Source organism: Alteribacillus sp. HJP-4 (genome assembly GCF_042139015.1).
Lineage (GTDB): Bacteria > Bacillota > Bacilli > Bacillales > Marinococcaceae > JBHIKY01.
Window position 1 is genome coordinate 1 of sequence record NZ_JBHIKY010000010.1, and the last position, 24,490, is coordinate 24,490.

The 24,490-nt window shown below is 40.2% G+C and carries 23 protein-coding genes and 2 pseudogenes; 17 read left to right on the top strand and 8 right to left on the bottom strand.

From position 1 onward, the window contains the following. The 3 genes and pseudogenes from ACE4RR_RS11080 to ACE4RR_RS11090 form a co-directional block, all read right to left on the bottom strand. Positions 1 to 412: pseudogene (locus tag ACE4RR_RS11080) on the bottom strand (poly-gamma-glutamate synthase PgsB); the annotation flags it as partial. A gap of 48 nt (positions 413 to 460) precedes the next feature. Continuing rightward, the gene (locus ACE4RR_RS11085; protein ID WP_375535489.1) at positions 461 to 622 is read right to left on the bottom strand and encodes a hypothetical protein; all 162 of its coding nucleotides are present in this window, start codon (positions 620 to 622) and stop codon (positions 461 to 463) included. A gap of 15 nt (positions 623 to 637) precedes the next feature. Then, positions 638 to 2,371 (bottom strand): gamma-glutamyltransferase family protein, encoded by a 1,734-nt coding sequence (locus ACE4RR_RS11090; protein ID WP_375535490.1) that lies wholly within the window; start codon positions 2,369 to 2,371, stop codon positions 638 to 640. 173 nt (positions 2,372 to 2,544) lie between these two features. Here ACE4RR_RS11090 and ACE4RR_RS11095 point away from each other — a divergent pair, with 173 nt between their 5' ends. Beyond that, on the top strand, positions 2,545 to 3,288 hold the full coding sequence (locus ACE4RR_RS11095; RefSeq protein WP_375535491.1) for a ZIP family metal transporter: 744 nt from the start codon (positions 2,545 to 2,547) through the stop codon (positions 3,286 to 3,288). A 326-nt stretch (positions 3,289 to 3,614) separates the two neighbouring features. Beyond that, positions 3,615 to 4,049: a hypothetical protein gene (locus tag ACE4RR_RS11100; RefSeq protein WP_375535492.1), complete on the top strand. Its 435-nt coding sequence runs from the start codon at positions 3,615 to 3,617 to the stop codon at positions 4,047 to 4,049. A 34-nt stretch (positions 4,050 to 4,083) separates the two neighbouring features. Here the strand turns inward: ACE4RR_RS11100 and ACE4RR_RS11105 are convergent, their stop codons facing one another. Beyond that, the gene (locus tag ACE4RR_RS11105; protein WP_375535493.1) at positions 4,084 to 4,401 is read right to left on the bottom strand and encodes a hypothetical protein; all 318 of its coding nucleotides are present in this window, start codon (positions 4,399 to 4,401) and stop codon (positions 4,084 to 4,086) included. Positions 4,402 to 4,551: 150 nt separating this feature from the next. On the opposite strand from ACE4RR_RS11105, the gene ACE4RR_RS11110 reads away from it, so the two are divergent. From ACE4RR_RS11110 to ACE4RR_RS11135, 6 genes and pseudogenes are all read left to right on the top strand, one after another. Beyond that, positions 4,552 to 5,220 carry a type 1 glutamine amidotransferase domain-containing protein gene (locus ACE4RR_RS11110; RefSeq protein ID WP_375535494.1) on the top strand — a complete coding sequence of 223 codons (669 nt, stop codon included), beginning with the start codon at positions 4,552 to 4,554 and terminating at the stop codon, positions 5,218 to 5,220. Positions 5,221 to 5,519: 299 nt separating this feature from the next. After that, positions 5,520 to 6,920: pseudogene (locus ACE4RR_RS11115) on the top strand (ABC1 kinase family protein). 163 nt (positions 6,921 to 7,083) lie between these two features. Next, on the top strand, positions 7,084 to 7,986 hold the full coding sequence (locus ACE4RR_RS11120) for a C45 family autoproteolytic acyltransferase/hydrolase (RefSeq protein ID WP_375535607.1): 903 nt from the start codon (positions 7,084 to 7,086) through the stop codon (positions 7,984 to 7,986). 208 nt (positions 7,987 to 8,194) lie between these two features. Beyond that, positions 8,195 to 8,617 (top strand): hypothetical protein, encoded by a 423-nt coding sequence (locus tag ACE4RR_RS11125; RefSeq protein WP_375535495.1) that lies wholly within the window; start codon positions 8,195 to 8,197, stop codon positions 8,615 to 8,617. A gap of 247 nt (positions 8,618 to 8,864) precedes the next feature. Next, a complete protein-coding gene (locus ACE4RR_RS11130; RefSeq protein ID WP_375535496.1) occupies positions 8,865 to 10,082 on the top strand; it encodes a NupC/NupG family nucleoside CNT transporter in 1,218 nt (405 codons plus the stop codon). Positions 10,083 to 10,192: 110 nt separating this feature from the next. After that, positions 10,193 to 10,396: a DUF6501 family protein gene (locus tag ACE4RR_RS11135; protein WP_375535497.1), complete on the top strand. Its 204-nt coding sequence runs from the start codon at positions 10,193 to 10,195 to the stop codon at positions 10,394 to 10,396. Positions 10,397 to 10,606: 210 nt separating this feature from the next. Here ACE4RR_RS11135 and ACE4RR_RS11140 read toward each other — a convergent pair whose 3' ends face one another. Next, positions 10,607 to 11,275: a haloacid dehalogenase type II gene (locus tag ACE4RR_RS11140; protein WP_375535498.1), complete on the bottom strand. Its 669-nt coding sequence runs from the start codon at positions 11,273 to 11,275 to the stop codon at positions 10,607 to 10,609. A gap of 46 nt (positions 11,276 to 11,321) precedes the next feature. After that, the gene (locus tag ACE4RR_RS11145) at positions 11,322 to 12,083 is read right to left on the bottom strand and encodes an alpha/beta hydrolase (protein ID WP_375535499.1); all 762 of its coding nucleotides are present in this window, start codon (positions 12,081 to 12,083) and stop codon (positions 11,322 to 11,324) included. A gap of 247 nt (positions 12,084 to 12,330) precedes the next feature. On the opposite strand from ACE4RR_RS11145, the gene ACE4RR_RS11150 reads away from it, so the two are divergent. The 6 genes from ACE4RR_RS11150 (at position 12,331) to ACE4RR_RS11175 (ending at position 18,451) form a co-directional block, all read left to right on the top strand. Further along, a complete protein-coding gene (locus tag ACE4RR_RS11150; RefSeq protein WP_375535500.1) occupies positions 12,331 to 13,665 on the top strand; it encodes an ABC transporter substrate-binding protein in 1,335 nt (444 codons plus the stop codon). A gap of 81 nt (positions 13,666 to 13,746) precedes the next feature. After that, on the top strand, positions 13,747 to 15,066 hold the full coding sequence (locus tag ACE4RR_RS11155) for a carbohydrate ABC transporter permease (RefSeq protein ID WP_375535501.1): 1,320 nt from the start codon (positions 13,747 to 13,749) through the stop codon (positions 15,064 to 15,066). 11 nt (positions 15,067 to 15,077) lie between these two features. Continuing rightward, positions 15,078 to 15,896: a carbohydrate ABC transporter permease gene (locus ACE4RR_RS11160; RefSeq protein ID WP_375535502.1), complete on the top strand. Its 819-nt coding sequence runs from the start codon at positions 15,078 to 15,080 to the stop codon at positions 15,894 to 15,896. A 40-nt stretch (positions 15,897 to 15,936) separates the two neighbouring features. Further along, on the top strand, positions 15,937 to 16,956 hold the full coding sequence (locus ACE4RR_RS11165) for a Gfo/Idh/MocA family protein (RefSeq protein ID WP_375535503.1): 1,020 nt from the start codon (positions 15,937 to 15,939) through the stop codon (positions 16,954 to 16,956). A gap of 51 nt (positions 16,957 to 17,007) precedes the next feature. After that, positions 17,008 to 18,027, top strand: coding sequence for a LacI family DNA-binding transcriptional regulator (locus tag ACE4RR_RS11170; RefSeq protein WP_375535504.1), 1,020 nt, complete (start codon positions 17,008 to 17,010; stop codon positions 18,025 to 18,027). 40 nt (positions 18,028 to 18,067) lie between these two features. Then, positions 18,068 to 18,451, top strand: coding sequence for a hypothetical protein (locus tag ACE4RR_RS11175; protein ID WP_375535505.1), 384 nt, complete (start codon positions 18,068 to 18,070; stop codon positions 18,449 to 18,451). Between the two features lie 48 nt (positions 18,452 to 18,499). Here ACE4RR_RS11175 and ACE4RR_RS11180 read toward each other — a convergent pair whose 3' ends face one another. Further along, positions 18,500 to 19,324, bottom strand: coding sequence for a YihY/virulence factor BrkB family protein (locus ACE4RR_RS11180; RefSeq protein ID WP_375535506.1), 825 nt, complete (start codon positions 19,322 to 19,324; stop codon positions 18,500 to 18,502). Positions 19,325 to 19,423: 99 nt separating this feature from the next. Here ACE4RR_RS11180 and ACE4RR_RS11185 point away from each other — a divergent pair, with 99 nt between their 5' ends. After that, positions 19,424 to 20,245 (top strand): S1C family serine protease, encoded by an 822-nt coding sequence (locus ACE4RR_RS11185; RefSeq protein ID WP_375535507.1) that lies wholly within the window; start codon positions 19,424 to 19,426, stop codon positions 20,243 to 20,245. 37 nt (positions 20,246 to 20,282) lie between these two features. Here the strand turns inward: ACE4RR_RS11185 and ACE4RR_RS11190 are convergent, their stop codons facing one another. Further along, positions 20,283 to 21,884: an ABC-F family ATP-binding cassette domain-containing protein gene (locus ACE4RR_RS11190; RefSeq protein WP_375535508.1), complete on the bottom strand. Its 1,602-nt coding sequence runs from the start codon at positions 21,882 to 21,884 to the stop codon at positions 20,283 to 20,285. Positions 21,885 to 22,097: 213 nt separating this feature from the next. Here ACE4RR_RS11190 and ACE4RR_RS11195 point away from each other — a divergent pair, with 213 nt between their 5' ends. Both ACE4RR_RS11195 and ACE4RR_RS11200 read left to right on the top strand, forming a co-directional pair. Then, on the top strand, positions 22,098 to 22,946 hold the full coding sequence (locus ACE4RR_RS11195) for a TetR/AcrR family transcriptional regulator (protein ID WP_375535509.1): 849 nt from the start codon (positions 22,098 to 22,100) through the stop codon (positions 22,944 to 22,946). A gap of 54 nt (positions 22,947 to 23,000) precedes the next feature. Further along, the gene (locus ACE4RR_RS11200) at positions 23,001 to 24,446 is read left to right on the top strand and encodes an MDR family MFS transporter (protein ID WP_375535510.1); all 1,446 of its coding nucleotides are present in this window, start codon (positions 23,001 to 23,003) and stop codon (positions 24,444 to 24,446) included. Positions 24,447 to 24,490: the final 44 nt, after the last annotated feature.

A 24,490-nucleotide genomic window follows, 5' to 3' on the forward strand; every position in this document is an offset into this window, starting at 1 on the left:
AGACATTCAGGATGACTCCGATATTGGCCTGAAGAAAGGATTGCTGCAGTACATGCTGATACTCAGGGTTAATGGCCATACATTCCCCGACAAAAGCATTTGCTCCGATATCAGAAGCTTTCTTTAAAATTACTTTTTGTTCCTTAATATTTGGCCCTTCCGGGTTACGGATAATGTCATCTTCTTCACCGGTCCAGTGAATAAATTTAGCTGAGGTTCCTGTCGTTTTGCCAGCGACCTTATAGCCTGCTTCAGCAAGAACACCGGTGATTAATCGTGTGACAGTTGATTTCCCGCGGATACCGTTCACATTTATCCGAAGCGGGACAGATTTAATAATTTGCCGATGTTTTACTTTTTCTCGTACACCCAATACGATTAGTAATGCGACTGCGATAAAAATTAGCAGCATGATGCGTCCTCCTTAGCTGCTGAAAATATATCAGCAGCGCATTTCATGTTATTCACTCTCATAATCACTCACAATATTTGTTCTCTCTAAAGCATTTTCTATTGAATTTATTTCTTGATTTGTCAATTCTTGGTCTGTTTTAAAGAAATACATAAATAACACAAGCGAAAGCAAAAAAACATAGGGTCCAATCTTTTTTAGAAAACTCATTACGTTACTCCTTTATTATTCATTCGTACTGTCTGCAATACCATTTCGGCGAGTGTCAGTTATTTCAATAATTTCTTGGTTTTTATAATCTTTGGCCAAAGCAGAAATGCTTCCGAAATAGGTAGTTATAGGCTGTGGCCTTACCTGGTAACCAGATTCTGTTAAAGTTGTCACCAAAGGATCATTATTAGTCAGTTCCTGATCAAAGTCTTCAATATCCAAATAAATTTGTTCCTCCATGGAACTGTAATATGGTGCAAATCTCGTTGCTTCCATTGACTCCGCAAAACTTTCATCGAGGTATTGCTGGCGGAGTATAAATTGACTGATGATACTTGGAATTCTGGTTCCTCCTGGTGTACCTATACCCATTACCTGACCAGAATTATCATTTTTTATTATTGTTGGTGAGATAAAACTGCGTGGTCTTTTCCCTTGTTCGATCGAATTTGGAGAATCAAGATTTTCACTAAAGTTTAGAAGCTGACTGTTCATCCACATTCCATCCACCATCTGACCGGAACCGAAAAAGTTACCTAATGTATTTGTTGTGGAAACAGTTCTTCCTTCATCATCCATAACAACAAAGTGAGTCGTATTTGTGTGGTTTCGATCGGGATCATCCATCGCCGTTACTTCTGTGTCTACATTTAAGTCGTCCCTGGTGTTTGCTTTTTTTGCAAGCTCTGTAATTTTTTCATCAGATGTTAAATTATTTTTATTATTGAAGAAGTCCGGGTCTCCATAAGTTCCAAGTCTATCATTATAAGCCTGCCGGGTGATCTCACTGAAGAGATTCATGTACTGTGCTTCATCATTAATGAACTTTTCGGCATTCAACTTTTCTGCCATACCTAGCATTTGTATCAAAGTAACGCCTGAGAGAGGGGGTGGGGCAGAGTAAACAGTATTATCTTCAAATTGCCCGCTTGCTGCTTCTGATACCTTGATTGAATAATTGCTTAGATCTTCTTGGCTTATGTGTGGATACGTGGCAATAATTTTTTGTGCGATTTCTCCTTCATAAAAATCATTCAAACCATTTTCCTTAAGCGTTTTTAAAACATTAGCCAGATCCTGCTGAACTATTGTGCTGCCTTCCGGAGCTGTTTGGCCATCAGGAAAAAAATGGGGAGATTGCTCCGGAGATAATCGTCCGGCTTCACGGGCATTGTTAATACGGTTAAAAAGCGAGTTGCTGACGGGGATTCCCTCTTCGGCATATTGAATTGCCGGGTCGAGCAGTTCGTCTACTTCAAGATTTCCGCCTTCTTTTTCATGAAAGGTCTGCATCCCTTTCACGAAGCCGGGAACACCTACAACATCACGAGGGTTTGTACTCGATGCGGTCTCGCGGTAATCATAAACAACCGGAGTTTCCTCTGGTGAAGGCATATAAACCATGGCGCCTCCTCCGCCGACTCCTGATCCATACGGTTCGGTTACATTTAACGTAAATGAAATGGCAACCGCGGCGTCCACAGCATTTCCGCCATTTTCCAATATGTCCATTCCGACTTCTACAGCTTCTTCATTCGAAGAACTGACTCCGCCGCCGGAGACTTCTTCTTGAAAGTAATTTTCGCTTTGATCATCTTCAGAGACTTCATTATCACCCCAGCCGCTTCCGTCATCGGCCTCATCTGCATCATCAGACGTCTGGTCGCTTCCGGTTGGAATAAAAAAATAAACAGCAAATCCTATTACAACTAATAAAGCAAGAATGTTTGTGACTTTTTTTGCATTCAAAACGTTAACGACACTTCCTTTCAAAAAAAGACAATAACTATTGCCTAGAATTTATACTAACAATAAACAAGCTAAAAAACCATCCTGAAATAAAATTGTAAAACACGCTCTTTGCAGAAATAAATGAAAGGCGTACACTATATAGACGTAATGTTATGTAAAGGAGTTACAGAATGGAAGGATTTATTATAGCCAGTACTCTTTCTGCTTTAGCAACTGGAGTTGGCGCCATTCCTGCAGTTTTCCTTAAAAATACGTCTCATCGCTGGAAAGATATGCTTCTTGCTTTCAGTGCCGGTATGATGATGGCTGCCACCATGTTTGAACTCATTCCGGAAAGTTTTCGACTCAGCAGCCTTCCCATTGTAAGCATGGGTATTTTCCTTGGAATGGTTACCCTAACAACACTAGAACAAAACATACCACATGAGCATATAGAAAGGGAAAGACATATTCACCTTGGTACATGGCAGGGTATGGATAGAAAGGCATTGCTTATTATTACGGCCGTCACGCTTCATAATATTCCCGAAGGACTCTCCGTCGGGGTGAGCTACAGCAGTGGTGTTGAAGGTTTAGGCTTTTTAATTGCCCTGGCCATTGGCATACAAAATGCTCCGGAAGGCTTTATCATTGCTTTTTTCCTTACAGAACAAGGGTTTTCCAAAACGAAGGCTTTTATTATTGCCCTCGGTACAGGAGTGATGGAACTGTTCGCTGCGTTCGCCGGTTACTGGCTTACTGGCATAGCAGGCCACCTGGTCCCGGTGGGGCTGGCGTTTGCTGCAGGCTCTATGCTTTATATTGTATATAAAGAACTGATCCCAGAGAGCCACGGTGATGGCTATGCTTTAAGTGCCACTTATTCATTTACGATCGGTATCGTACTCATGCTGATTTTAACAAATTTATTTTAAAAGTAGGTAAAATTTCATTTTTTTGTTTAATCTGTTTAAAATGTTTCATACTAGGGAAGAGAAATGAAGGCTTTGTATCTTTCCAAGTCGTATGAAATGAAATTTCTGAAATGATTGCATATAATAGAAGAAGATACTATAATAATTTTATTGAGAACAGTTATCACCCGATTTTGTGACAAAAGTTAGAATTTTCAATTAATTAATCGACAAAATAACCTCAATGTGTTATGGTATGGATGCGGCCTAATGTTCAGAATTTTCTACATTCCATGAATGCTGATTCATGAGGCGGTGTAGAGTACTTTATTGAAGGAGGGGATTGTATGCCAGTTAAGGAAAATCAAGACACACTGGTGCGTGCCAAGGCGAAAGAACTCTGCAGCGCGATGGAACTGAGAGGGTGGGCGAGTACAAAGTTTGTCCCGACTCCTCCGTATGGATATACTTTAGTAAGTATGACTGGATGCCGGGCTTGGTTCGGAAAACGATGGGGAATGATTTGTGATGATATGGAAGATCACCTGAAGCTGGTTCTTGATGTTCCGCGTGACAGAATCGGTTCAGAGGAAGTCAGTGAAATTCTTGATTTGCCAGTATCGGAAGGAAACACTCGGGAAAGCAGATTTGAGATAATTGATAATCGCGACCGGCACACTATCGTGATTTACTTATATACAGATATTCTACAGCATACAAACTTCCGCGATAGTGAAGTTATGGAATTGATCAGTGATGTAAGACGCTGGTCCTGCTTATAAAAATGAAAAAGCGTTCCTTCACAGGAGCGCTTTTTCATTTTTTTGAGTACATAAAGAAGCTGAAAAGCAAAGCAGGAATAAATAGTAATAAAAAAAATGAATGGATAATAAATTGTTTCCCCTCAATAATCGGAATTAATACAATTGCCCCAAAAAGAATTGGAAGGGTGGAAAAAATCAGATGATTTTTCAGATCGTTAAAATAGATAAAAAACAAACCGGAAGTAATTACCGTTAAAATAAATACCGAACTAAAATAAGGGAAGTGCTGTGGGGCATTTGAGATGGCTGCTGCTGCAGAAATTCCGATAATAAATAAGAAGAGTATGATACACTTATCTTTTCTTTCCATTTGTTATCCCCTTCAGAAATTATTATATAGTAGCTCCTTTTTTATGATCTTAATATATGTCGTAATGAATTCACAAATATTTCAGTATTTCTGCTTGTTTATTCGATATAGTAACTGTAAATTTACCATTGTTGAAAAGGAGAGGTGACTTTGTTACGCATACTTTTTGTGGTGACGAACACGGATCGATTATTAAACGGAGAAAAAACCGGAATCTGGCTGTCGGAATTTGCAGAACCTTACGATGCCTTCACAGCAACGGGACACGAAGTGATGCTGGTCAGTCCAAAAGGTGGAAGAGCCCCTTTTGATCCTAAAAGTCTCGACGGGTTTACGCGTACACAGCTTGACAGATACAGCGAAATCGCAAAAAATACTCGTCAACTTAAGGACATAGACACGATAGGTTATGACGGACTTTTTCTCTGCGGAGGACATGGCACTATGTTCGACCTTCCTGACAGCCATGAACTTCAAGAAATTATTACACATTTTGCTGATGAGAACAAAACAATTGGTGCGATCTGCCATGGGGCGGCAGGGTTTGTCAATGTAAAGCTTGCCAATGGAAAATTTTTATTAGATGGAAGGCGTTTAACCTCTTTTACTGATAATGAAGAAAAAGAAATGCAGGCAGATGAAAAGCTTCCTTTTTTGCTGGAAACTAAGCTTCGAAACCAGGGGGCTACGTTTGTGGCGGCACCGAACTTTATGGAAAATGTAGAAATTGATAAAAATTTAATAACTGCTCAGAATCCCCAATCAGGAGAACGTATTGCTAAAGAATTTTTGGAGCTGTTAGAAAAACAATTAAATTAAAGTCTCGGCATCCACAGTTGAATCGTACGTCTGTGAAATGTTGGCCCGGAAAGTAATCAGAAGTGGAGGGGGCACATGTGAAGTATGTATCTATTTATAGAATTTTCATTATAGTATGGATGAGCATCCGCTTTTTTTTACAAATATTCTGGTTCCGAAGAAAGCATCGTAAAAAATGGAATGAAAAAAAATGGACAAAGCTTCTGACACAGCAGGCGGCCGAATACAAATTAAAAGCCTTGAAATTGGAAGGATTGATGATTAAACTTGGCCAGTTTTTAAGTACCAGAGCTGATGTCATGCCAAAAGAATTCCTTCATGCATTGAGCGATCTGGTGGATCGTGTCCCCGGTGTGCCATGGGAAGCTTGTAAAGAGATAATTGAAGTGGATTGGAACTGCCGCATTGAAGAGGAAATCGAACACATAAATAAAACTCCAGTTGCATCGGCATCAATTGGTCAGGTCTATGAGGCGGTACTACATAATGACCGAAAGATAGCCATTAAGGTCCGCATGCCAGAAATCGATAAAATTATTCAGGCAGATTTTAAAGCACTGCGGATGGTGATGTGGCTTGCACAAAAATTTACTAAAGCAGGAGAAAGTACAGACCTGAAACGACTTTTTCATGAAATACAAAGGGTGATAAGTGACGAACTAAATTTCAAGACAGAATTGAATAATGCTGTGTTTTTTCAAAAGTTGTATGAACATTCTCATAACTTTCATATTCCAGAATATATGGAAAAGCTCTGTTCCAAACGAGTGTTAGTTATGTCCTGGGCCGATGGAGAAAAAATTACTGACATTCATTTTCGAAAGTCCCATTAATTGAACGGTTCGAAACTGGCTGTCACATTATTAAAAGGGTTTCTGGAACAAATTCATACAGAAGGCAAATTTCATGCAGATCCACATCCAGGCAATATTCATTTGAAAAGTGATGGCAGTATTTATTTGCTGGATTTTGGAATGGTGGCGGAAATAACAGGCGATCAGGCTGAATATATTCGAAAAATGGTAAAAGGATTTGTGTTCAACCGTTATGATCTGTTAGCGAAATCCCTCAAAGAACTCGGTTTTTTACTGGAGAATGCAGATGACGAAAAAGTGACAGATTCTCTTAGAAGAATGATGGAACATTTTTTTGAAGAGGATATGAGAAAGTGGGACGAAAGGAAAATAGAATCCTTTATTGAGGAAATACAGGCTGTTACAAGAAACGAACCGATTCATCTGCCAAGTGAATTCGCTTTTCTTGGAAGGGCGGTATCTACATTAATGGGGGTACTATATTCGTTAGACCCAGAATTGGATCTGATGGAGGCTGGGCGCCCGGCAGTAATGGAGTGGCTGCTTGCGCATGAAGAGGAGGAAGATGAAGGGGGATGGAGTTCTTTCCTCAAAGATTACGCCAGACCGTTGTTAACGTTACCTGGAGATTTACAATCCTTTTTTCAGCTCTCAGAGAGAAATAGACGGCAGCATAGAGAAATAGAACAGCTTCGCATGCAGCATAGTTACTTATATCAGAACAGGACATTTACATTTCTCATGCACTTATTATTTATAGTTTTTACTTCTGTGGCAGTAATGCTCTCGGCTTGGACATCTTCGGTTATTTTTATAATGCTGTCTTCGGGAAGCTTCTTCATTTTCATTTATCAGTCCAAAAAGTTACGAAAAAACATCCTGTGATAGAGGAGAAGCAATATAATGGAAATACGAGTAAATGTGGATGCTTTTTCTGGAAGTTATTTATGAAATGGGAAAACAGCAGGGGGAAAAATTAAAAAATTCGTCATTGGAAAACGATCATTGGAAAAGACGAACTTAATCTAAAAAACGCTATTCGATCAGCATCCTTGAAGTCAAACACCTATTAAATCGTATCGCTCCGGAATTTCTTGAAGAACTTGAAGGGCTCGCGGAGGGAATGCGGTGGCCATTGTATGATGTTCTGCATGAATACAGCGGTTATCAAGGCAATAAAGTTCGTGCCGGCTGCAGCTCAGTCATGCAAAATGGGATGTATATCAGAAATTATGATTATTACCCTAAAACATATGAAGGACGTTTCGTATTCTTGAACCCAAAAGGACGATTCGCTACAGCGGGGTTTGCCCAAAGAGCAACCGGGCGCACGGATGGGATGAACAGCAGGGGATTTGCCGCCGGCTACCATTTTGTCAATCGAATAAAACCGGCGGACGGGCTGGTTTGTTCAACTATCTGTCGAATTCTCCTGGAACAATGCAGCTCTACTACTGAAGCAATTGCGCTTTTGAAGGAATTACCGCATCGTCATGCCTTTAATTATTCCTTGTATGACAGTCAAGGCCATGCGGCAGTTGTGGAGGCCTCAGCAAGAGGAACTGTTGTTCGAAAGACCAGGTCAAACTATTGTACCAATCACTTCATTTCAAATGAACTTTCCAAGGAAAACTGTCATTACTTAAAAGATTCTTATCGAAGAGAAAAGCGGCTTGCAGAAATTGATTGGTCCACGCATACGGAAGCCGCTGCATTTCAAAGATTTAACCATAGTACAGATGAAATATATTCCAATCAGTATAGTAATTGGTCCGGCACGATGCACACAGCGTTATATTCCACTGAAAAACAGATAATTCTTGTTGGAATCGGAGGAGATAGAACGCCAGTGGTGTTATATATAAAAAAGTGGGCTGAAGGCGAACGTATTTTTCTTTCAAAAATTAAAGGAAAGCTTGACACGACGATTTCAGTGCCTTTTAATTGGTGACATTGACAAAAATAGATGTATGCTCCTCTTCCTTTTGTAAGCGAAATTTCATAACATATAAAAAGGTGTAGGAAACTCTTTCGATAGATGTTACAATGTCTTAAAGCTTACCATCTGAATATTACGAAAGACGGGGTGCCGAATGAAAGCTTATCGCCGGAAATTTTTTTACGTGGGATCGAATCAGAAAATAATGGAACCTATGAGCATGGATCGAATTAGACAAGCAGGATTTGATATAACTATATTGCGAGATGATCTGCCATATATGATAAGTTTCAGCAGAGAGTGGCGAACATTCTTTGAAGATATGGCAAAAGATGTTCATCCATTATATCGGCCGTATATTGAGGAGGCTTCCTCATTCTTTGACAGCCAGGTAGAGCAGATGACGCTCTGCACCGCCCCGCATCATGATTCGAAAACCTATATTATCCCCTTGACGGATTTAGTTTCTGCTCTTATGCTCGCATATAATGCGTTTGATAAGGTGCTTGATGAATACGAAAGCATGCCGGCTCATTTTGAAACGGCTTTAAAGTATTATCGTCAGTTTATGCTGCGGGCCGATGCAGATAAAGCACAATTTATTTTAAATCATCTGCCTGACCTTCGACTCAGCGTAGAATAATCTTAATGCTTTGACCTATAATAAGAGGTCAAAGCATTTTTTGTTCGATAAGGTTAATTAACTTTATGGAAATGTCCTTCTCAGAGAGGCTGTTGTACACCCTAAAAAAATTGATGTGGGATTTTCTTCCCATGTTAAAGATTATTATTTACAATCATTCATTTGTTTGATAGAGTACAAATGTCCTTATATTCTGAGGGAGACAACGCTCTTTTTCGGAAAATTTTTAATAATTGGTGGTGCTGTGATGAATTTTTTATGGGGGATTATGGGGATTGCTTTTGTTCTGCTGTTAGCGTTTCTATTCTCTACGAGAAAAAAATCGCTCAGGTTCAGGACAATTCTAGGAGGATTAGGGTTTCAACTGCTTTTTGCGTTTATTGTTTTACAGTGGCCGTTAGGGAGAAAAGCGCTTGAGCAATTAACAATTGGTGTACAGAGTGTGATTGATAATGCAAATGAAGGAATTAATTTCCTATTCGGAGATCTATTGACATTAGAAGGAGTAGGGAGTGTATTTGCATTTCAGGTCCTGCCGATTATTATTTTCTTTTCCTCTTTGATCGCTGTTTTGTATTACATAGGTGTAATGCAATGGATAGTTAAAATTATTGGTGGATTTTTATCATTTGTTTTAGGAACTAGTAAAGCAGAATCGATGTCTGCTGCAGCGAATATTTTTGTCGGACAAACAGAAGCACCGCTGGTAGTCAGGCCATACTTGGCAAAGATGACAAAATCAGAGCTGTTTACTGTTATGACAGGTGGTCTTGCTTCCGTAGCAGGTTCTGTCCTTTTTGGATATGCCTCTCTTGGTATTCCATTGAATTACTTATTAGCCGCCAGCTTTATGGCTGCTCCTGCCGGCTTAATAATGGCAAAGATTATGATGCCGGAAACGGAAAAATCAGCGACGACAGATGAAATCAAAATCGAGAAGGATAAAGAATCGCAAAATGTGATCGACGCCGCAGCACGTGGTGCTTCTACCGGGTTACAGCTCGCATTGAATGTAGGGGCAATGCTTTTAGCATTTATTGCATTAATCGCTGTCATCAATTCCCTCTTTTCTCTTGTCGGCGGCTGGTTTGGGGTAGAGAATCTGTCACTAGAGATGATTTTAGGATTCGTTTTCGCACCAGTGGCCTTCATGATCGGAGTCCCATGGGCAGAGGCTCTGGCTGCGGGAAGCTATATCGGACAAAAGCTGGTAGTAAATGAATTTGTGGCATATGCGTCGTTTGCACCGGAAATTGACAATTTCACTGAAAAATCTCAGGTGGTTATAACATTCGCATTGTGTGGTTTCGCAAACCTTTCTTCCATGGCTATTATTCTTGGGGGGATCGGCGGGCTTGTACCAGAACGACGGGCAGAAATTGCCCAGCTTGGGCTGCGCGCTGTGTTGGCCGGAGCACTTGCTTCCTTGCTGAGTGCTGCGATCGCCGGTATGTTTGTTGGATAATATGAAACTTTCCCAAAGCCGTTCTTTCGGCTTTGGGATTTTACGTTTCCCTATCTATCCTGGTATGATGTGAAAGAGATTATTAAAGAGGACAGGAGGAATCAGCTGTTATGATTCACCAGAATTGGACAGAAACCGACGTAATAAAACAGTTAAAATGTCTGCATGCAGATGCAAAGAAATACAAAGTGGACCGTGTACTCACTCCTGGTAAAGTGTATGATGTGAAAAATGAAACGGATGAGTTTTATTTTATCATTGACAACACAGGTAAAATCGGAGGATTTAAAAAGGATTATTTTGAAGAAATTTAAAAGAAGGCTGGGGCGGTAACAGCCTAGTACTTTAATTGTAACTATATTAAAGTACAATGATTATAAGGGCGGGTCGTACAAAAATACATTCTCCTGCACTTTAGAAATATAAACTTTTGTAAGTATCAAGTTTAAGAAAAACCAGGCTTGCTGCCATTTACTTGGCGACCAGCCTGGTTTTTCTTTACTGTTTATGACCACCCTCGTTTTTTATCTTTCCATGACAGGGGAAAGGGAATGGAATTCAAAGTCCGGCTTAAATCCCAGCTTTTCCTGCGGCATGCCTTTTCGGTTTATCCAGGTGGATTGGAATCCAAAGCTTTTTGCACCTGTAATATCCCAGCCATTTGAGGATAGAAACATAATTTCTTCTCTTTGTAACCCGGTTTTCTCTAAAATAAGGCTGTATGCGGCAGGAGAAGTTTTATACTGCTTGACTTGATCCACACTAAGAATGGCATCAAAAAGCGTGTTAATACCTGCCTGTTCAAGTAAAGGAAGCAGCATTTCTTCTGTTCCATTGCTTAATACCAACAGCTGCTTATTTTTATCCTTTAAGGATTTTAAAACATCTGCAGATTCATTAAATAAAGATAATTGACGGTAAGCTCTCAATAGATCCGTGACAGCCTCTGGAGATGCATTTTCCCCGTTCGCTTCTGCGGCATAACATAAAGACTCCTCTGTTACGAAATCAAATGGCTGATAGCGGCCCATCATTTGTCGAAGAAAAGTATACTCAATCTGCTTTTCTCTCCACAATTGGCTGATACTTTCTCCTTTACCGGGAAACCATTTTTCGCAGGTCGCTGAAACTGAATGAACATCAAATAAGGTTCCATATACATCAAATACATACGCTTTCGGCTTCAAAATCATGACCTCCCTATTGTATGTGGAAATCTATACCCTGCACCGCTGCAGGTTAAGCATGCACAGATGAAGCGTGGAGATGGCGTTTGATAAATAATAGTGAATCTTCTGCAATCATAGGAAGATCATGATCCATTGTCGCCACATGGTAGGAATTAGGCAGCGATTGCAGGGATTTATGCTGAGATTGGATGCAGCGGTAGATATAGGAAGCATTATCAGGTGGTACTACATGATCTATCACAGAGTGAAATATTTGCGCTGGACAACGAACATGCGGTAAAAATTTATTAACGATGTTGGTGAGAGTTACCAGTTCGGAAACTGAGATAAGAGGGATGCGAGAATACGTAATTTCATGAACCCCTTCTTTTTTTATATCAGGCTTGTCGTCTGTAATATAAGTTTCAGTAGATTTTTTTATCATCTCTTCCATAAAGGGAATGTCAATGGCAGGATTAATTAATACAATGCCGGAAATATTTTTATATTTACTTGCGAGAGCAAGAGTCAATGTGCCTCCCATGGACTGACCGACTACAAATATCCTTTTGCAGCGTTTTTGTAGATATATATACGCTTCTTCTATATCCTCCAGCCACTCCTTGTGGGAAGTCTTTCTCAGATCTTCAGGGTCAGTACCGTGACCACTCAATAACGGCGCGTAAACAGTAAAACCACCCTCTGCAAATAAGCAGGCAAGCTCTAATACACTTTGCGGAGTTCCAATAAATCCATGAGAGATTAGAATGCCGATGTCATTACCATGATGAAAATACGGTTCTGCTCCTTTAATGATTGGAAATTTACTCAATTAATCGTCCTCCACACCTAATATATACTAAACATATTAACTTACTTGGTTTTATTTTAGAGAATGCTGTTATTGAAGTCAATTGATTTTCAAAAAAATATTCGTGGTAATTTTCAAAAAACTTGTTGATTTTTAGGAAATCTCATTATATAATCAAAATGTGAAAACGATTTCAACCAGGAGGGAGGAAGTTGAAAACGTTCTTTTTTTTATCATCATTGAAAACGATTTCAGGGAGGGTTAATGAATGAAGTGGTACAAAACATTAGCAATGGGGACGGCAGTAGCATCTATGACTTTTATCGCAGCATGTGGAGGTAATTCGGACGAAGAGAATGATACTTCCGGAGAAGATGCAGATACAGAAGAGACAGAAAACGGCGAAGAAGGAGCCTCCGGCGATGGAGAAGAAGTTACGATTACATTCGCAAGAGGCTATGATGCTACAGGGAGCGACGCCCAGCTGATTGAGAAATTTGAAGAAGAAAACCCAAATATTAAAGTGAATTATCAGGAAATGCCGGCAGATACTGGTCAGCAGCATGACCAATATGTAACAGCGTTCAGTTCCGGAAGTACAGAAATTGATGTATTTGATGCAGATGTAATCTGGCCGGCAGAATTCGGTGCTGCAGGCTATGCGATGGAATTAGACAGATTTATCGAAGCAGACGGAATTGATTTGGATGAATATTTTCCTAGTACAGTTGAAGCAGGCCAAGTAGGAGGCAAGCAGTACGCCCTGCCTAAATTTACAGATGCAGGACTTCTTTATTACAGAAGTGATATTGTAGACGAGCCGCCATCCACTTGGGACGAGCTAATTGAGATGGCTGGTGAATATCAAGGAGAAGAAGGTACTGAGTACGGTTACTTAATGCAGGCCAATCAATATGAAGGAATGGTTGTAAACGCAACTGAATTCATTGGTGCATATGGTGGACAAGTTATTGATGAAAACGGCGACGTGGTCATTAACAGTGAAGAGTCCATAGCTGGTCTGGAAAAAATGGCAGAGATCGTAAATGCCGAATTTGTTCCTAATGATATTTTAAGTTTCCAGGAAACAGAAACGGCAAATTCATATATTCAAGGCTCTTCTGTTTTCGCTAGGAACTGGCCTTACATGCAGGCAATGACTAGTGATGAAGAGGAATCTGATGTCGTAGATAATGTAGAATTTACAACACTTCCTGAAGGAGATGCTGGTTCCGCTGCAGGTCTGGGCGGCTGGATGGCTATGATTAGTGCAAATACTGAGCATCCGGAAGAGTCGTGGGAATTTGTGAAGTTTATGTCAAGCGAGGAAAGTCAAAAGTTTACAGCTACTGAGGGCGGAAGAGCACCGACACGAGAAGCACTGTACGATGATGAAGAGGTAAAAGAAGCTTCACCTATTTTTGCGAATGAAGACTTTGTTGAAACACTTCAAAATGCAGTGCCGCGTCCTGTCTCCCCGATCTATCCGGAGATTTCCGATATTATGCAGGTGGAAATTTCGAAGGTTTTGAGCGGTGACATCTCTGCTGAAGAAGCGGTACAGAATATGGAAGAAGATATGAACGCTGCAATGGAAGACTAAAAGCAATGGGGGAGGAAAAATTCCTCCCTTTTTATCTTCAAAATTTTAAAAATATACCAGTAAGCGCAGAGGGTGATATACATGAAAAGACGCAGAGGCAGCGGGCTGTCAGAGACACAATTAGGATATTTAATGGTAATGCCGGCATTATTGCTCGTTATACTCATTACCATATGGCCGGTAATGCTTTCCTTTCATAACAGTTTGTTTGACTACCGCCTGAATGATCCGACACGCTCTGAGAAAATAACATCTTCAAACATACTAATGGAATCATATGCTGATAATCATTACTACCTTGAAGGAGCTATTGATAATGCGGCAAGCTCCACGGAAAATGAAGAAGCTGCAGCGGAGGTCGAACAATTTGCCGAGCAGTATAACAGTTATCATGAGGAATTAATGAGCTTTGACGGGGTAGAAGAGACATTTACCACCGTGGAAGAAATGCTGGCGGGTTTCGAAAACATAAATGATAATGAACTCGAATATGTCGAAGTGGATAATGAATTTGCTGAAGAATATAAAGCTTTTCTTGAAGATTCTGCTGAAAGCCTCGGCACATATGTAGAAGAAGGAAATGAAGATGGGCTGGAAAATCTGCAAAGTTATGTGAATTCATCAGCAAACTCAATCCTTGAATCAAACTTCGTTGGATTTGAAAACTACATCGATTATTTTCAAGACAGCAGGATGTGGGCGTCAATGTCCAACACCATGATTTTTACAGTGGCTTCTGTGTTTTTTGAACTTGTTATCGGCTTAATGGTAGCCTTATTGATTAATCGAAGCTTTAAGGGACGTGGTCTTGTCCGGGCGTCTGTCCTTATCCCGTGGGCGATTCCGACAGCTGTATCCGCTATGATGTGGAGCTATCTATATGATGGACAATCAGGCATAATTGCCCACTATTTTGAACAACTCGGATTTATCAGTGACACTTCCCAGCTGCTTTCTACAGGCGGGGGAGCAATGTTCTCGATTATCTTTGCAGATGTCTGGAAAACAACTCCTTATATGGCACTGCTGCTGCTTGCCGGTCTGCAGACCATTCCAAGCGATATGTACGAAGCAGCCCAGGTAGATGGAGCTAACCGCTGGCAGCAGTTTCTCAAGGTTACGCTGCCGTTGTTAAAATCTGCAATTCTTGTTGCATTACTATTCCGTACGCTCGATGCTTTCCGTGTATTTGACCTGATTTATGTATTAACCGGCGGGGGCCCGGCAAACTCTACGGAGTCTATATCCGTCTATGCCTATAAAGTATTATTTGCCCAGCAGAACTTTGGGGAAGGGTCCACCTTATCCGTTATTGTATTTCTGACGATTGCTTTATTAAGTGTATTATTTATCAAATTAATCGGATCTGACTTGTTTGATAGTCGGACACCAAGAAAATAGGAGGGGAAACAATGCAAAAGAAAGCAGGGAAAACATTTTATATCGGACTGAGTATCTTTGTATTTCTGGTCATGTTCCCTTTCATTTGGGTGTTCTTGACTTCCATCAAGCCGCCGGGGGAAATTCTTAACTTTAATTGGTTTACCACAAATCCGAATCTCGATTTCTATGTTTCAGCATTGGAAACAAGACCTTTGTTACTATATATTTGGAACAGTGTTGCGATTTCTGGATTGACGACCATAATTGCCATCGTCTTCGCATCACTTGCTGCTTATGCAGTAACACGGCTCCCGATACGTTTTAAAGGACTGATTCTCGGCACTGTGCTTGCGGCGTCGATGTTTCCGCAGATTGCGATTATTTCTCCTATATACAACATCATTACGAGTCTGGGACTTCGCAACAGTTACACCGGACTGGTAATTCCTTACATTACCATCAGCCTTCCGCTGGCTATTTGGATATTGTCTACTTTTTTTCAAAAGATCCCTTATGCTCTAGAGGATTCTGCTAAAATTGACGGGGCCACCCCATTTCAGACGTTCCGGAAAATTATATTTCCTTTAGCTGCACCAGGGGTGTTTACAACAGCCATTCTCGTATTTATTGCTGCCTGGAACGAGTACTTGTTTGCACTTACAATTAACTCTCAGGATTCGATGAGAACCGTACCGGTCGGTATCTCTCTTTATCAAAGCCAATATACAGTTCCGTGGGGAGATATAACGGCGGCAACAGTAATGGTTACTATACCAATTGTTATCGTGGTTCTATTTTTCCAGCGGAGAATCGTGGCAGGTTTAACATCCGGTTCAGTAAAAGAATAGCAGATCAAATTATCCTTTAGTAGAAAAATAGGTGATAGAAATGAAAAAATTACGTATAGGGCTTATTGGAGTCGGCGGTATTGCTACTCAGCGCCATCTTCCTGTCCTGAAACAATTACATGAGATTGCAGGCGTGGAAGCAGTATATGATATGAATCAAGCTGCAGCAAAGCATGCTGCAGAGGCGTTTCAAATTCAGCATAGGTGTGAAGAGGTTTCTGAAATTTGGGAGCACATTGATGCATTGTATATATGTACGCCAAACTCTTCACACAAGGAATTAGCCATTCAAGCATTGGAAAACGGGAAACATGTATTTTGTGAAAAACCGATGGCAATGAGTGCAGCGGAGTGTGAAGAAATGACCGCTGCTTCGGAAAAGGCAGGAAAGATATTAATGATTGGTTATCATTACCGCTTCATGGAAGAAGTGCAGACTGCGAAGCGGATGATCGAAAATGGGGAGATAGGAGAACCATTTGTTATCCGAGCGCAGGCACTTCGGCGCAGAAAAGTCCCAGGCTGGGGAGTTTTTATCCAGAAGCATCTTCAAGGCGGAGGCTGCTTGATTGACTATGGCTGCCACTTTATTGATCTCGCTATGTATCTGCTTGATTTTCCAGGTGTTTCAGATGTACATGGGCAGGCATATACAAAAGTCAGTCGTAGTCCAGAGCAGGTGAATGAATGGGGGGCCTACAATCCGGACGACATGGATGTAGAAGACCATGTTACTGCTTATATTCGTTTCTCAGACACGACTACGATGCTTTTTGAAACATCCTGGGCAGCAAATATAGAAGATGATAAAGAGTCCCTTAGTATTTCAGGCACTGCCGGCGGTATTGATCTTTTTCCACTCCGGCTCAATCAGACGAAATATGGGGCGATGTTGAACCAGACGGCGGCGTGGACCGGCACTGGCAAGGAGCCTGGTTATTATCAGGCCAGCAACTTTATACAGAGCTGTCTTGGAAAGGAGACACCGGTTATCACCCCAAAGCAGGCATGGGCAGTTTCTGAAGTTATTGATGCCATTTACGCCGATACAAAAGAATAGTATTTTTCATTTTAATTTAAACAAGCTAATAAGGGTGAGGGGCGCTGATAAATGCCGACAATTAAAGATGTCGCAAAAGAGTCCGGGTATTCTCTTTCTACTGTATCAAGGGTTATAAATAATCATCCCTATGTTACGGAAGAAAAACGGCAAAAAGTCTATGCTGCAATGAAAAAACTCGGTTATGTACCAAACTCAGTAGCACAAAAATTGAGGAAAAATAAAGTTGAAACCATTGCGATCATTATTTCGAGAATCATTAACCCCTTCTTCAGCATGCTTGTAGATGAAATGGAAAAAGCAGCTTATGAACATGGTTATCAGTTGATTCTGTGCAACACCCGTCAGGATAAAGAAAGAGAAATAAAATATCTAAATTTATTAAAAACCAAACAAATTGACGGGATTATTCTAGCCTCCATGGAAAATGAATGGAAGACAATTGAACCATATATGGCCTACGGACCGATTGTGCTCTGCAATGAATACAGGGATGATGCCAGTGCACCGATGGTAAAGCTTGATCAGATAGATGCATGCTACAAAGCGACTAAGCATTTGATTGAACTTGGCCATAAAAAAATTGCATTCTGTGGAGGCAATGATGAAATCCCACTTTCTCTGGATCGAAAGAAAGGATTCTTAGAAGCAATTAAGGAAGCAGATATTAATTTGCCACACTATTGGTTTTTTGAACATGCGTATGGAATAGATGATGGGAAAAGAATAGTAAAAGAAATTCATGATCTTCAAGATAAACCGACGGCAATATTCACGTGTGCAGATGAAGTTGCAGCCGGGTTTATCCGCCAGGCTAAAATATTAGGTTATCGGATTCCAGAGGATTTTGCAGTAGTAGGTTTTGATGATCAACCTCTTGCTGACCTAATATCTCCAGGTCTGACCACGGTATATCAGCCGATACGAATCATGGTTGAAAAAACTATGGAAATAATGTTAGATATGACTGAGAAAGGTATTGATTGTGAAGGCAGAGTTGAATTAATTCCAAATCGACTTATTATTCGTGGTTCAACTTCCAATAAAAAACTAGCTCTTCCCGAAGATTAGCATTATAATTGAAGAAAAGAGAAAAAGGTTGATGTGCTGCATGAATACGTTGTACCGAATTACGAGACTTTTTAAGGATCGGGAAGAGACTTCCGATCATGCAAAAATGCCTGAATTAAAAACAAGATATTATCAATCGATGTTTAATGCTGTGTTCCGAAAAGCTTCCTCTCTTGCCAATGATACTTCAATTATAACAAGGATTATACGTACAGATAAGGAGCGTGGGGAAATACTCGCAGAGGCTAAATATAGGAATCATACGTTTGACGTAGTATTAACTATGATACCTATAGAACCAACTGTCACGACTTTTGATATTCTTTGCACCATAAAAAATAGAAAAGCTGATCTTGGGAAGAATTATACGGTTATCACGGCAATATTAAAGGAAATGGATCAAAAATTTCCATCTTCTAAATAAGGGAAAGTTTGGAAAAACAGGACAGGCCTACGCTTGTCTTGTTTTAATTTAATGCTTTTTCAGCGATTTCCTTTTTTGCTTCTCCTCTACTGATATATTTATTTCTGCGCCGACCAATACAGAAAATGCTGTTAAGTAAAACCAGATCATTAATACGATAATGTTTCCTAAGCTGCCGTAGATGACAGAATAGTCATTGTTTTCAACATACACTGAAAAACCTAGAGACCCTGCATGCCACAATATTAAAGCGAATATTGTGCCCGGGATAACCTGGTGCATTCTTATTTTTTTATTCGGCACAGAAATGTAAACAAACATCAGCACGAATCCAATGACAACAAAGCTTATTATCCACCGTACCCATCCCCAAAATACCATAAAGGATTCATCATACTCAGTCAATCTAAACAAAAACGCACCTGCCGGCCTTCCGTAAATAGGAAGAAGCAGTGAAATAAGAATCGCAAAAATGAAAGTAAGCATGAGACCGCTGCCGATTACTAACATGTGATGAAAGCGCGGTACAGGCAGTCTGTAAGCATGATTAATAGCCCGGATCATGGCAAATGTTCCAATCAGTGAAAGCCAGATGGTCGCAATCGTACTGAAAGATAAAGCATCAAAGCGCTGAACGTCGATGATTGTATTAATGTTAAAAGTTAAAATTTCCATCGTTCCCGGTGGCACATAAGGTGTCAAGAGACGCAGCACATCATTGCTCGAAATCGGAAAAAAGCTCATCATACTCAGGATTGAAATGAATAATGGAAACATCGCAAGCAGAAAGTAATAGGCAAGCTGGGCAGAAACATCAATAATCTTGTCTTCGCGGACCCTTTTCGTGAAAGTAATCAGTTCATGAAGGTTCATAATGGATCCCCTTTATTTCATTATCATACTTGCTAAGTCTTATTATATAGTATAGTTGAAGAAATGCTTATTTATTTCCATTTTGAAGGAGAGGCCGGCATGTCCAAAAAGCATAAAGATGGTCTTGAGGAATTGTATGACGAAAAATATGAAGAATTAACTAGAGAAGAATTTAATGAAGCACTGGAAGAGGAGAAATCCTCTCCTCAAAAGAAGAAAAACAAGAAAAAGAAACGTTGGTCCATTCGTTTGGTTGCCTTCATTCTTGCAGGTATGCTTATATTTCAAATGGCAGCTATGTTGTTTGAGACGTTCACCGTTGATGCGATGCGTTTTCTACAAACCTCGTACCGGCTCTCCCAGGATGATTCAGTTCAGGAGTGGAAAGAGTCCGTGGTCACTGTTCAGGCAGAGGGACCAGAAGGAAGCTCGAAAGGAACCGGATTTGTAATTGATGAAGATGGATATATTTTAACTAATCATCATGTTATTGAAGATACAAAAACTATCGGAGTTAATTTTGGCGGCGGTGATGTACTTGAAGGAAAACTGCAAAAAAGCGATAAAGAAAAGGATCTTGCCCTTATTCAAATCGAAAGAGAAGAACTCAAGCCGCTGCATTTTTCAGAAGAAACGCCTCAAGCAGAAGAGCATATCTACGTAATTGGAAATCCATTGTCTTTTACGAAGATAGCAAATGAAGGACGTACGCTGACCGCTGAACAAACCGAAGAAGACGCGCTGGGTATTTCAGCACCGATTTATAGAGGGAATAGCGGAAGCCCTGTACTTAATGAAAATGGAGAAACGGTAGGAGTTGTATACGCCAAAAAAACTACTTCCAGTTCAGAACAGACAACGATCGGTATGGCAGTGCCTCTGTCAGAAATAAAATCTTTCTTACAAGAAGAAAACCGCTGAACCCATTTCCAGGTTCCAGCGGTTTTTTGATCGGCCATTAATTTTTTTGAAGTTTTACTTCTTCAATATATTCGTCATACCCCATTTGTTTATCAATAAATCCGTCCTCTTTGAATTCAATGATGCGATTTGCGATTGTTTGAATGAATTCATGGTCATGGGAAGCAAACAATATTGAACCATTAAAATCAATTAACCCTTTATTTAAGGCAGTAATGGATTCAAGATCCAGGTGGTTGGTCGGTTCATCAAGAATAAGAACATTTGCACCGGAGAGCATCATCTTCGAAAGCATACAGCGGACTTTTTCACCGCCGGATAATACATTCGCTTTTTTAAACACTTCTTCTCCTGAAAACAGCATTCGGCCGAGAAAACCGCGGATAAAGGTTTCAGTCTGGTCCGCCGGTGAATATTGACGCAGCCACTCCACTAAATTCATATCCACGCCTTCAAAGTAAGGTGAGTTATCTTTTGGGAAGTACGCCTGAGTGGTAGTTAATCCCCATTTATACGTGCCGCTGTCCGGCTCCATTTCTCCTGCCAGAATTTTAAATAACGTAGTCTTTGCAATTTCGTGGTCCCCAACAAACGCCACTTTGTCTTTACTGTTTAGGGTAAAGCTTACATTATCAAGTACATTTACGCCGTCTATGGTTTTGGTCAGCCCTTCAACTGTCAGCAGATCATTTCCAAGCTCACGTTCCGGTTTAAATTGAACGAAAGGATATCTGCGGGAAGAAGGCTTAATGTCATCAAGTGAAATTTTATCAAGCGTCTTTTTTCGTGAAGTTGCCTGTTTTGATTTTGAGGCATTTGCACTGAAACGGGCAATAAATTCCTTCAGTTCTTTAATTTGTTCTTCTTTTTTGCGATTTTGTTCTTTAGCCATTTTTTGTGCAAGTTGACTTGATTCATACCAGAAATCATAATTACCAACATACAATTCAATTTTGCCGAAATCAAGGTCAGCGATATGGGTGCACACCTTGTTCAGAAAATGACGATCGTGTGATACTACTATCACAGTGTTCTCAAAATTAATCAGAAACTCTTCTAGCCATTGTACAGCTGCAATATCAAGGTGGTTAGTCGGCTCATCCATAAGAAGTACATCTGGTGATCCAAAGAGCGCCTGTGCAAGCAGTACCTTTACTTTTTCAGAGCCTGTCAATTCGGCCATCTTTTTATCATGAAGCTCTTCTTTGACACCAAGTCCTCGCAGGAGCTGCCCGGCTTCTGTTTCGGCTTCGTAACCATTCATTTCCGCAAATTCACCTTCAAGCTCTGCAGCTTTCATTCCATCTTCATCAGAAAAATCCGGCTTCATATAAATAGCATCCTTTTCCTGCATTACTTCATAAAGACGGCTGTAGCCCATAATGACTACATCGATGACACGGAACTCCTCGTATTCAAAGTGATCCTGTTTTAAGACGGCCATGCGTTGTCCTTTGCCTACATGGACATTTCCTGTCTGTGACTCAATTTCCCCGGATAATATCTTAAGAAAAGTAGATTTGCCGGCACCGTTTGCACCAATTAATCCATAGCAGTTACCTGGGGTAAACTTAATATTTACTTCTTCAAAAAGCTTCTTATCTCCATAGCGGAGTCCTATATTTTCGCAATTTATCATTTTCATTCATCCTTTATAGTAAGCTACCACGTCATCATAACATAAAAGCAGAAGACATTTCGACGAATCAGGCGGAATCAAAGTAATATTATAAGCCAAACGTTAATTTTGACAAATTCAGTAAGGAGTCTTAAACTTATAAAGGTCCTGAAGAACTCATTAGTTCTATCGTGACCACTTAGTCACTACTTTCATATAAAGGAGCAGCTGTAGATGGTAAAAAAAGAAATGATATTGGATCAGGCAATGAATTTATTTCTTCAAAAAGGATATTTCCCAACTTCCGTACAGGAAATCGCCACGTCCTGCGGAATGTCCAAGGGATCTATTTACAAGCTGTTTTCTTCAAAAGAGGACATATTAAAGCATGTGGTGGAAAGAAACTATGCTTTAATGCTGGAAAGTGCAGAAAAAGTAGACTTGGACCATGTTTTATCACCTAGAGAACGTTTTAAGAAAAAAATTGTGCTTGAAATGACGGGGCTAAATGAAAACCGGGAATTTTTTCTCCTGTTATATAGACTGCACTCCCTTAAAGAGAGTGAGAAAATTGTGCCTTTAATGAAAAAGACAAAAGCCGTTCTTGTAAACTGGCATAAGAGATGTCTGCTTGATGCTTTCAGTGAACATGCCATTAAAAACTCAGTTTGGGACCTTGTTTTATTATTTCAAGGAACGATGAGGGAATATATGCTATTGATGACTGAAGAAAAAATAGATATTGCGCCTGAAGAAGCAGCGGAAAAAATCATATATTTACTGGAAATTATTATTGAGCACCAGGAGGCAAGTATACCGCTGGTTACCGACTCTATGATGGAGAAATTCACAAAGCTTGCGAAAAGAAGCACAGAGAAAACCCAAGAAGAGAAAACAGCAGAAATGTTTCGATCAATTGAAAAAGCTATTGATCATTCGTCACTATCAATGAAAGAAAAATCAGAGCTTCAGGAAATGAAAACCCATCTTCATGAAGAGCTGCATGCAGCTGAAGCACGTCCAGCTGTAGCGAAAGCGCTGACCTCATACTTAAATGAGAGACTGGGATTAAATTTAACTTAATTCCATTCATAAACTAATAATCTTTCAAACCTTTGAGAAGTAGGCGATAACATTATGGAAGAAACAAATTCAGCACCATCCATAAAAAAAGTACCAATCATGACGGTTTTAATTATGGGAGCGTTTGTTGCGATATTAAATCAAACCTTACTTGCAACCGCCTTGCCTCCGATAATGCGTGATTTATCCATTTCGGCTAATACAGCTCAGTGGCTGACTACCATTTTTATGTTAATAAATGGAATAATGATCCCGATTACAGCTTTTTTAATAGAATCTTTTACAACGAGAAGGCTGTTTTTATCTGCTATCAGCATCTTTGCTGCTGGAACATTAATCTGTGCGGTTTCCCCTAATTTCACTATACTAATGGCAGGTCGAATCATACAGGCAGCAGGAGCCGGGATAATGCTTCCATTAATGCAGACAGTAATTCTGCTCATTTTTCCGGTTGAAAAACGTGGAACGGCTATGGGAATATTCGGACTCGTCATATCTTTTGCGCCAGCAATTGGGCCCACATTATCTGGTGTAATGGTGGATCATTTTCACTGGAGGACTTTATTTTATATTGTTTTTCCAATTGCTGTTATTGACATAATCTTAGGCTATTTTATATTAAAAAATGTAACGGAGCGCACCTTTCCAAAAGTAGACATTGCTTCCATTATCCTTTCTACTTTTGGATTTGGAGGGATCCTGTATGGATTCAGTTCGGCCGGAAGCAATGGGTGGAACAGCGTTGTAGTAACGGCTCCTCTGGCAATCGGGGTTTTTTCCCTAATAATATTTTTCATAAGACAGCTAAGGCTCAAACAGCCGATCTTAAAGATCAGAGTGTTTAAATATAAAATTTTCACCTTAACAACTATAATCGGTATGCTTGTCTTTATGGCATTAATCGGAGCGACTACAGTACTTCCTATTTATATGCAGGATATGAGAAATTTTTCGGCGACTGAGTCAGGATTAATGATGATGCCGGGAGCTATACTGATGGGTATCATGTCTCCCATTACAGGTAGAATTTTTGATAAAATTGGAGCAAGGTGGCTGGCTCTGACAGGCTTTGGTCTTATTATGCTGTCCAATTTCATGTATACGATCCTGACACCGGAAACATCTTTTGGATATTTAACCTTTGTTTACACCTTTCGAATGCTCGGTGTTGCTATGGTGATGATGCCTGTGACAACAGCTGGTCTAAATGAATTGCCACGACGATTAATACCGCACGGAACAGCAGTTAATAATACGATGAGACAAGTATCCGGATCGATTGGCACCGCACTGCTCGTTTCAGTGATGACGATGGCCGCCGCAGGGATGGGCTCTGATGTAGACACAGAAATATTGATTCGAGGCGTAAATACTGCTTTTTGGGTGGCTAGTGTCTTGGCTCTCATTGGATTTGTATTATGTTTTTTTATAACAAAAACCTCGCCGGAGGAAGAAAACGAAACTCCTGTACGTTCAAATACATCTGCTCAATCTAAATAAAATCATGCCTATCCTTCAATGCAGGGAAGCAGTTCTTTTCATGT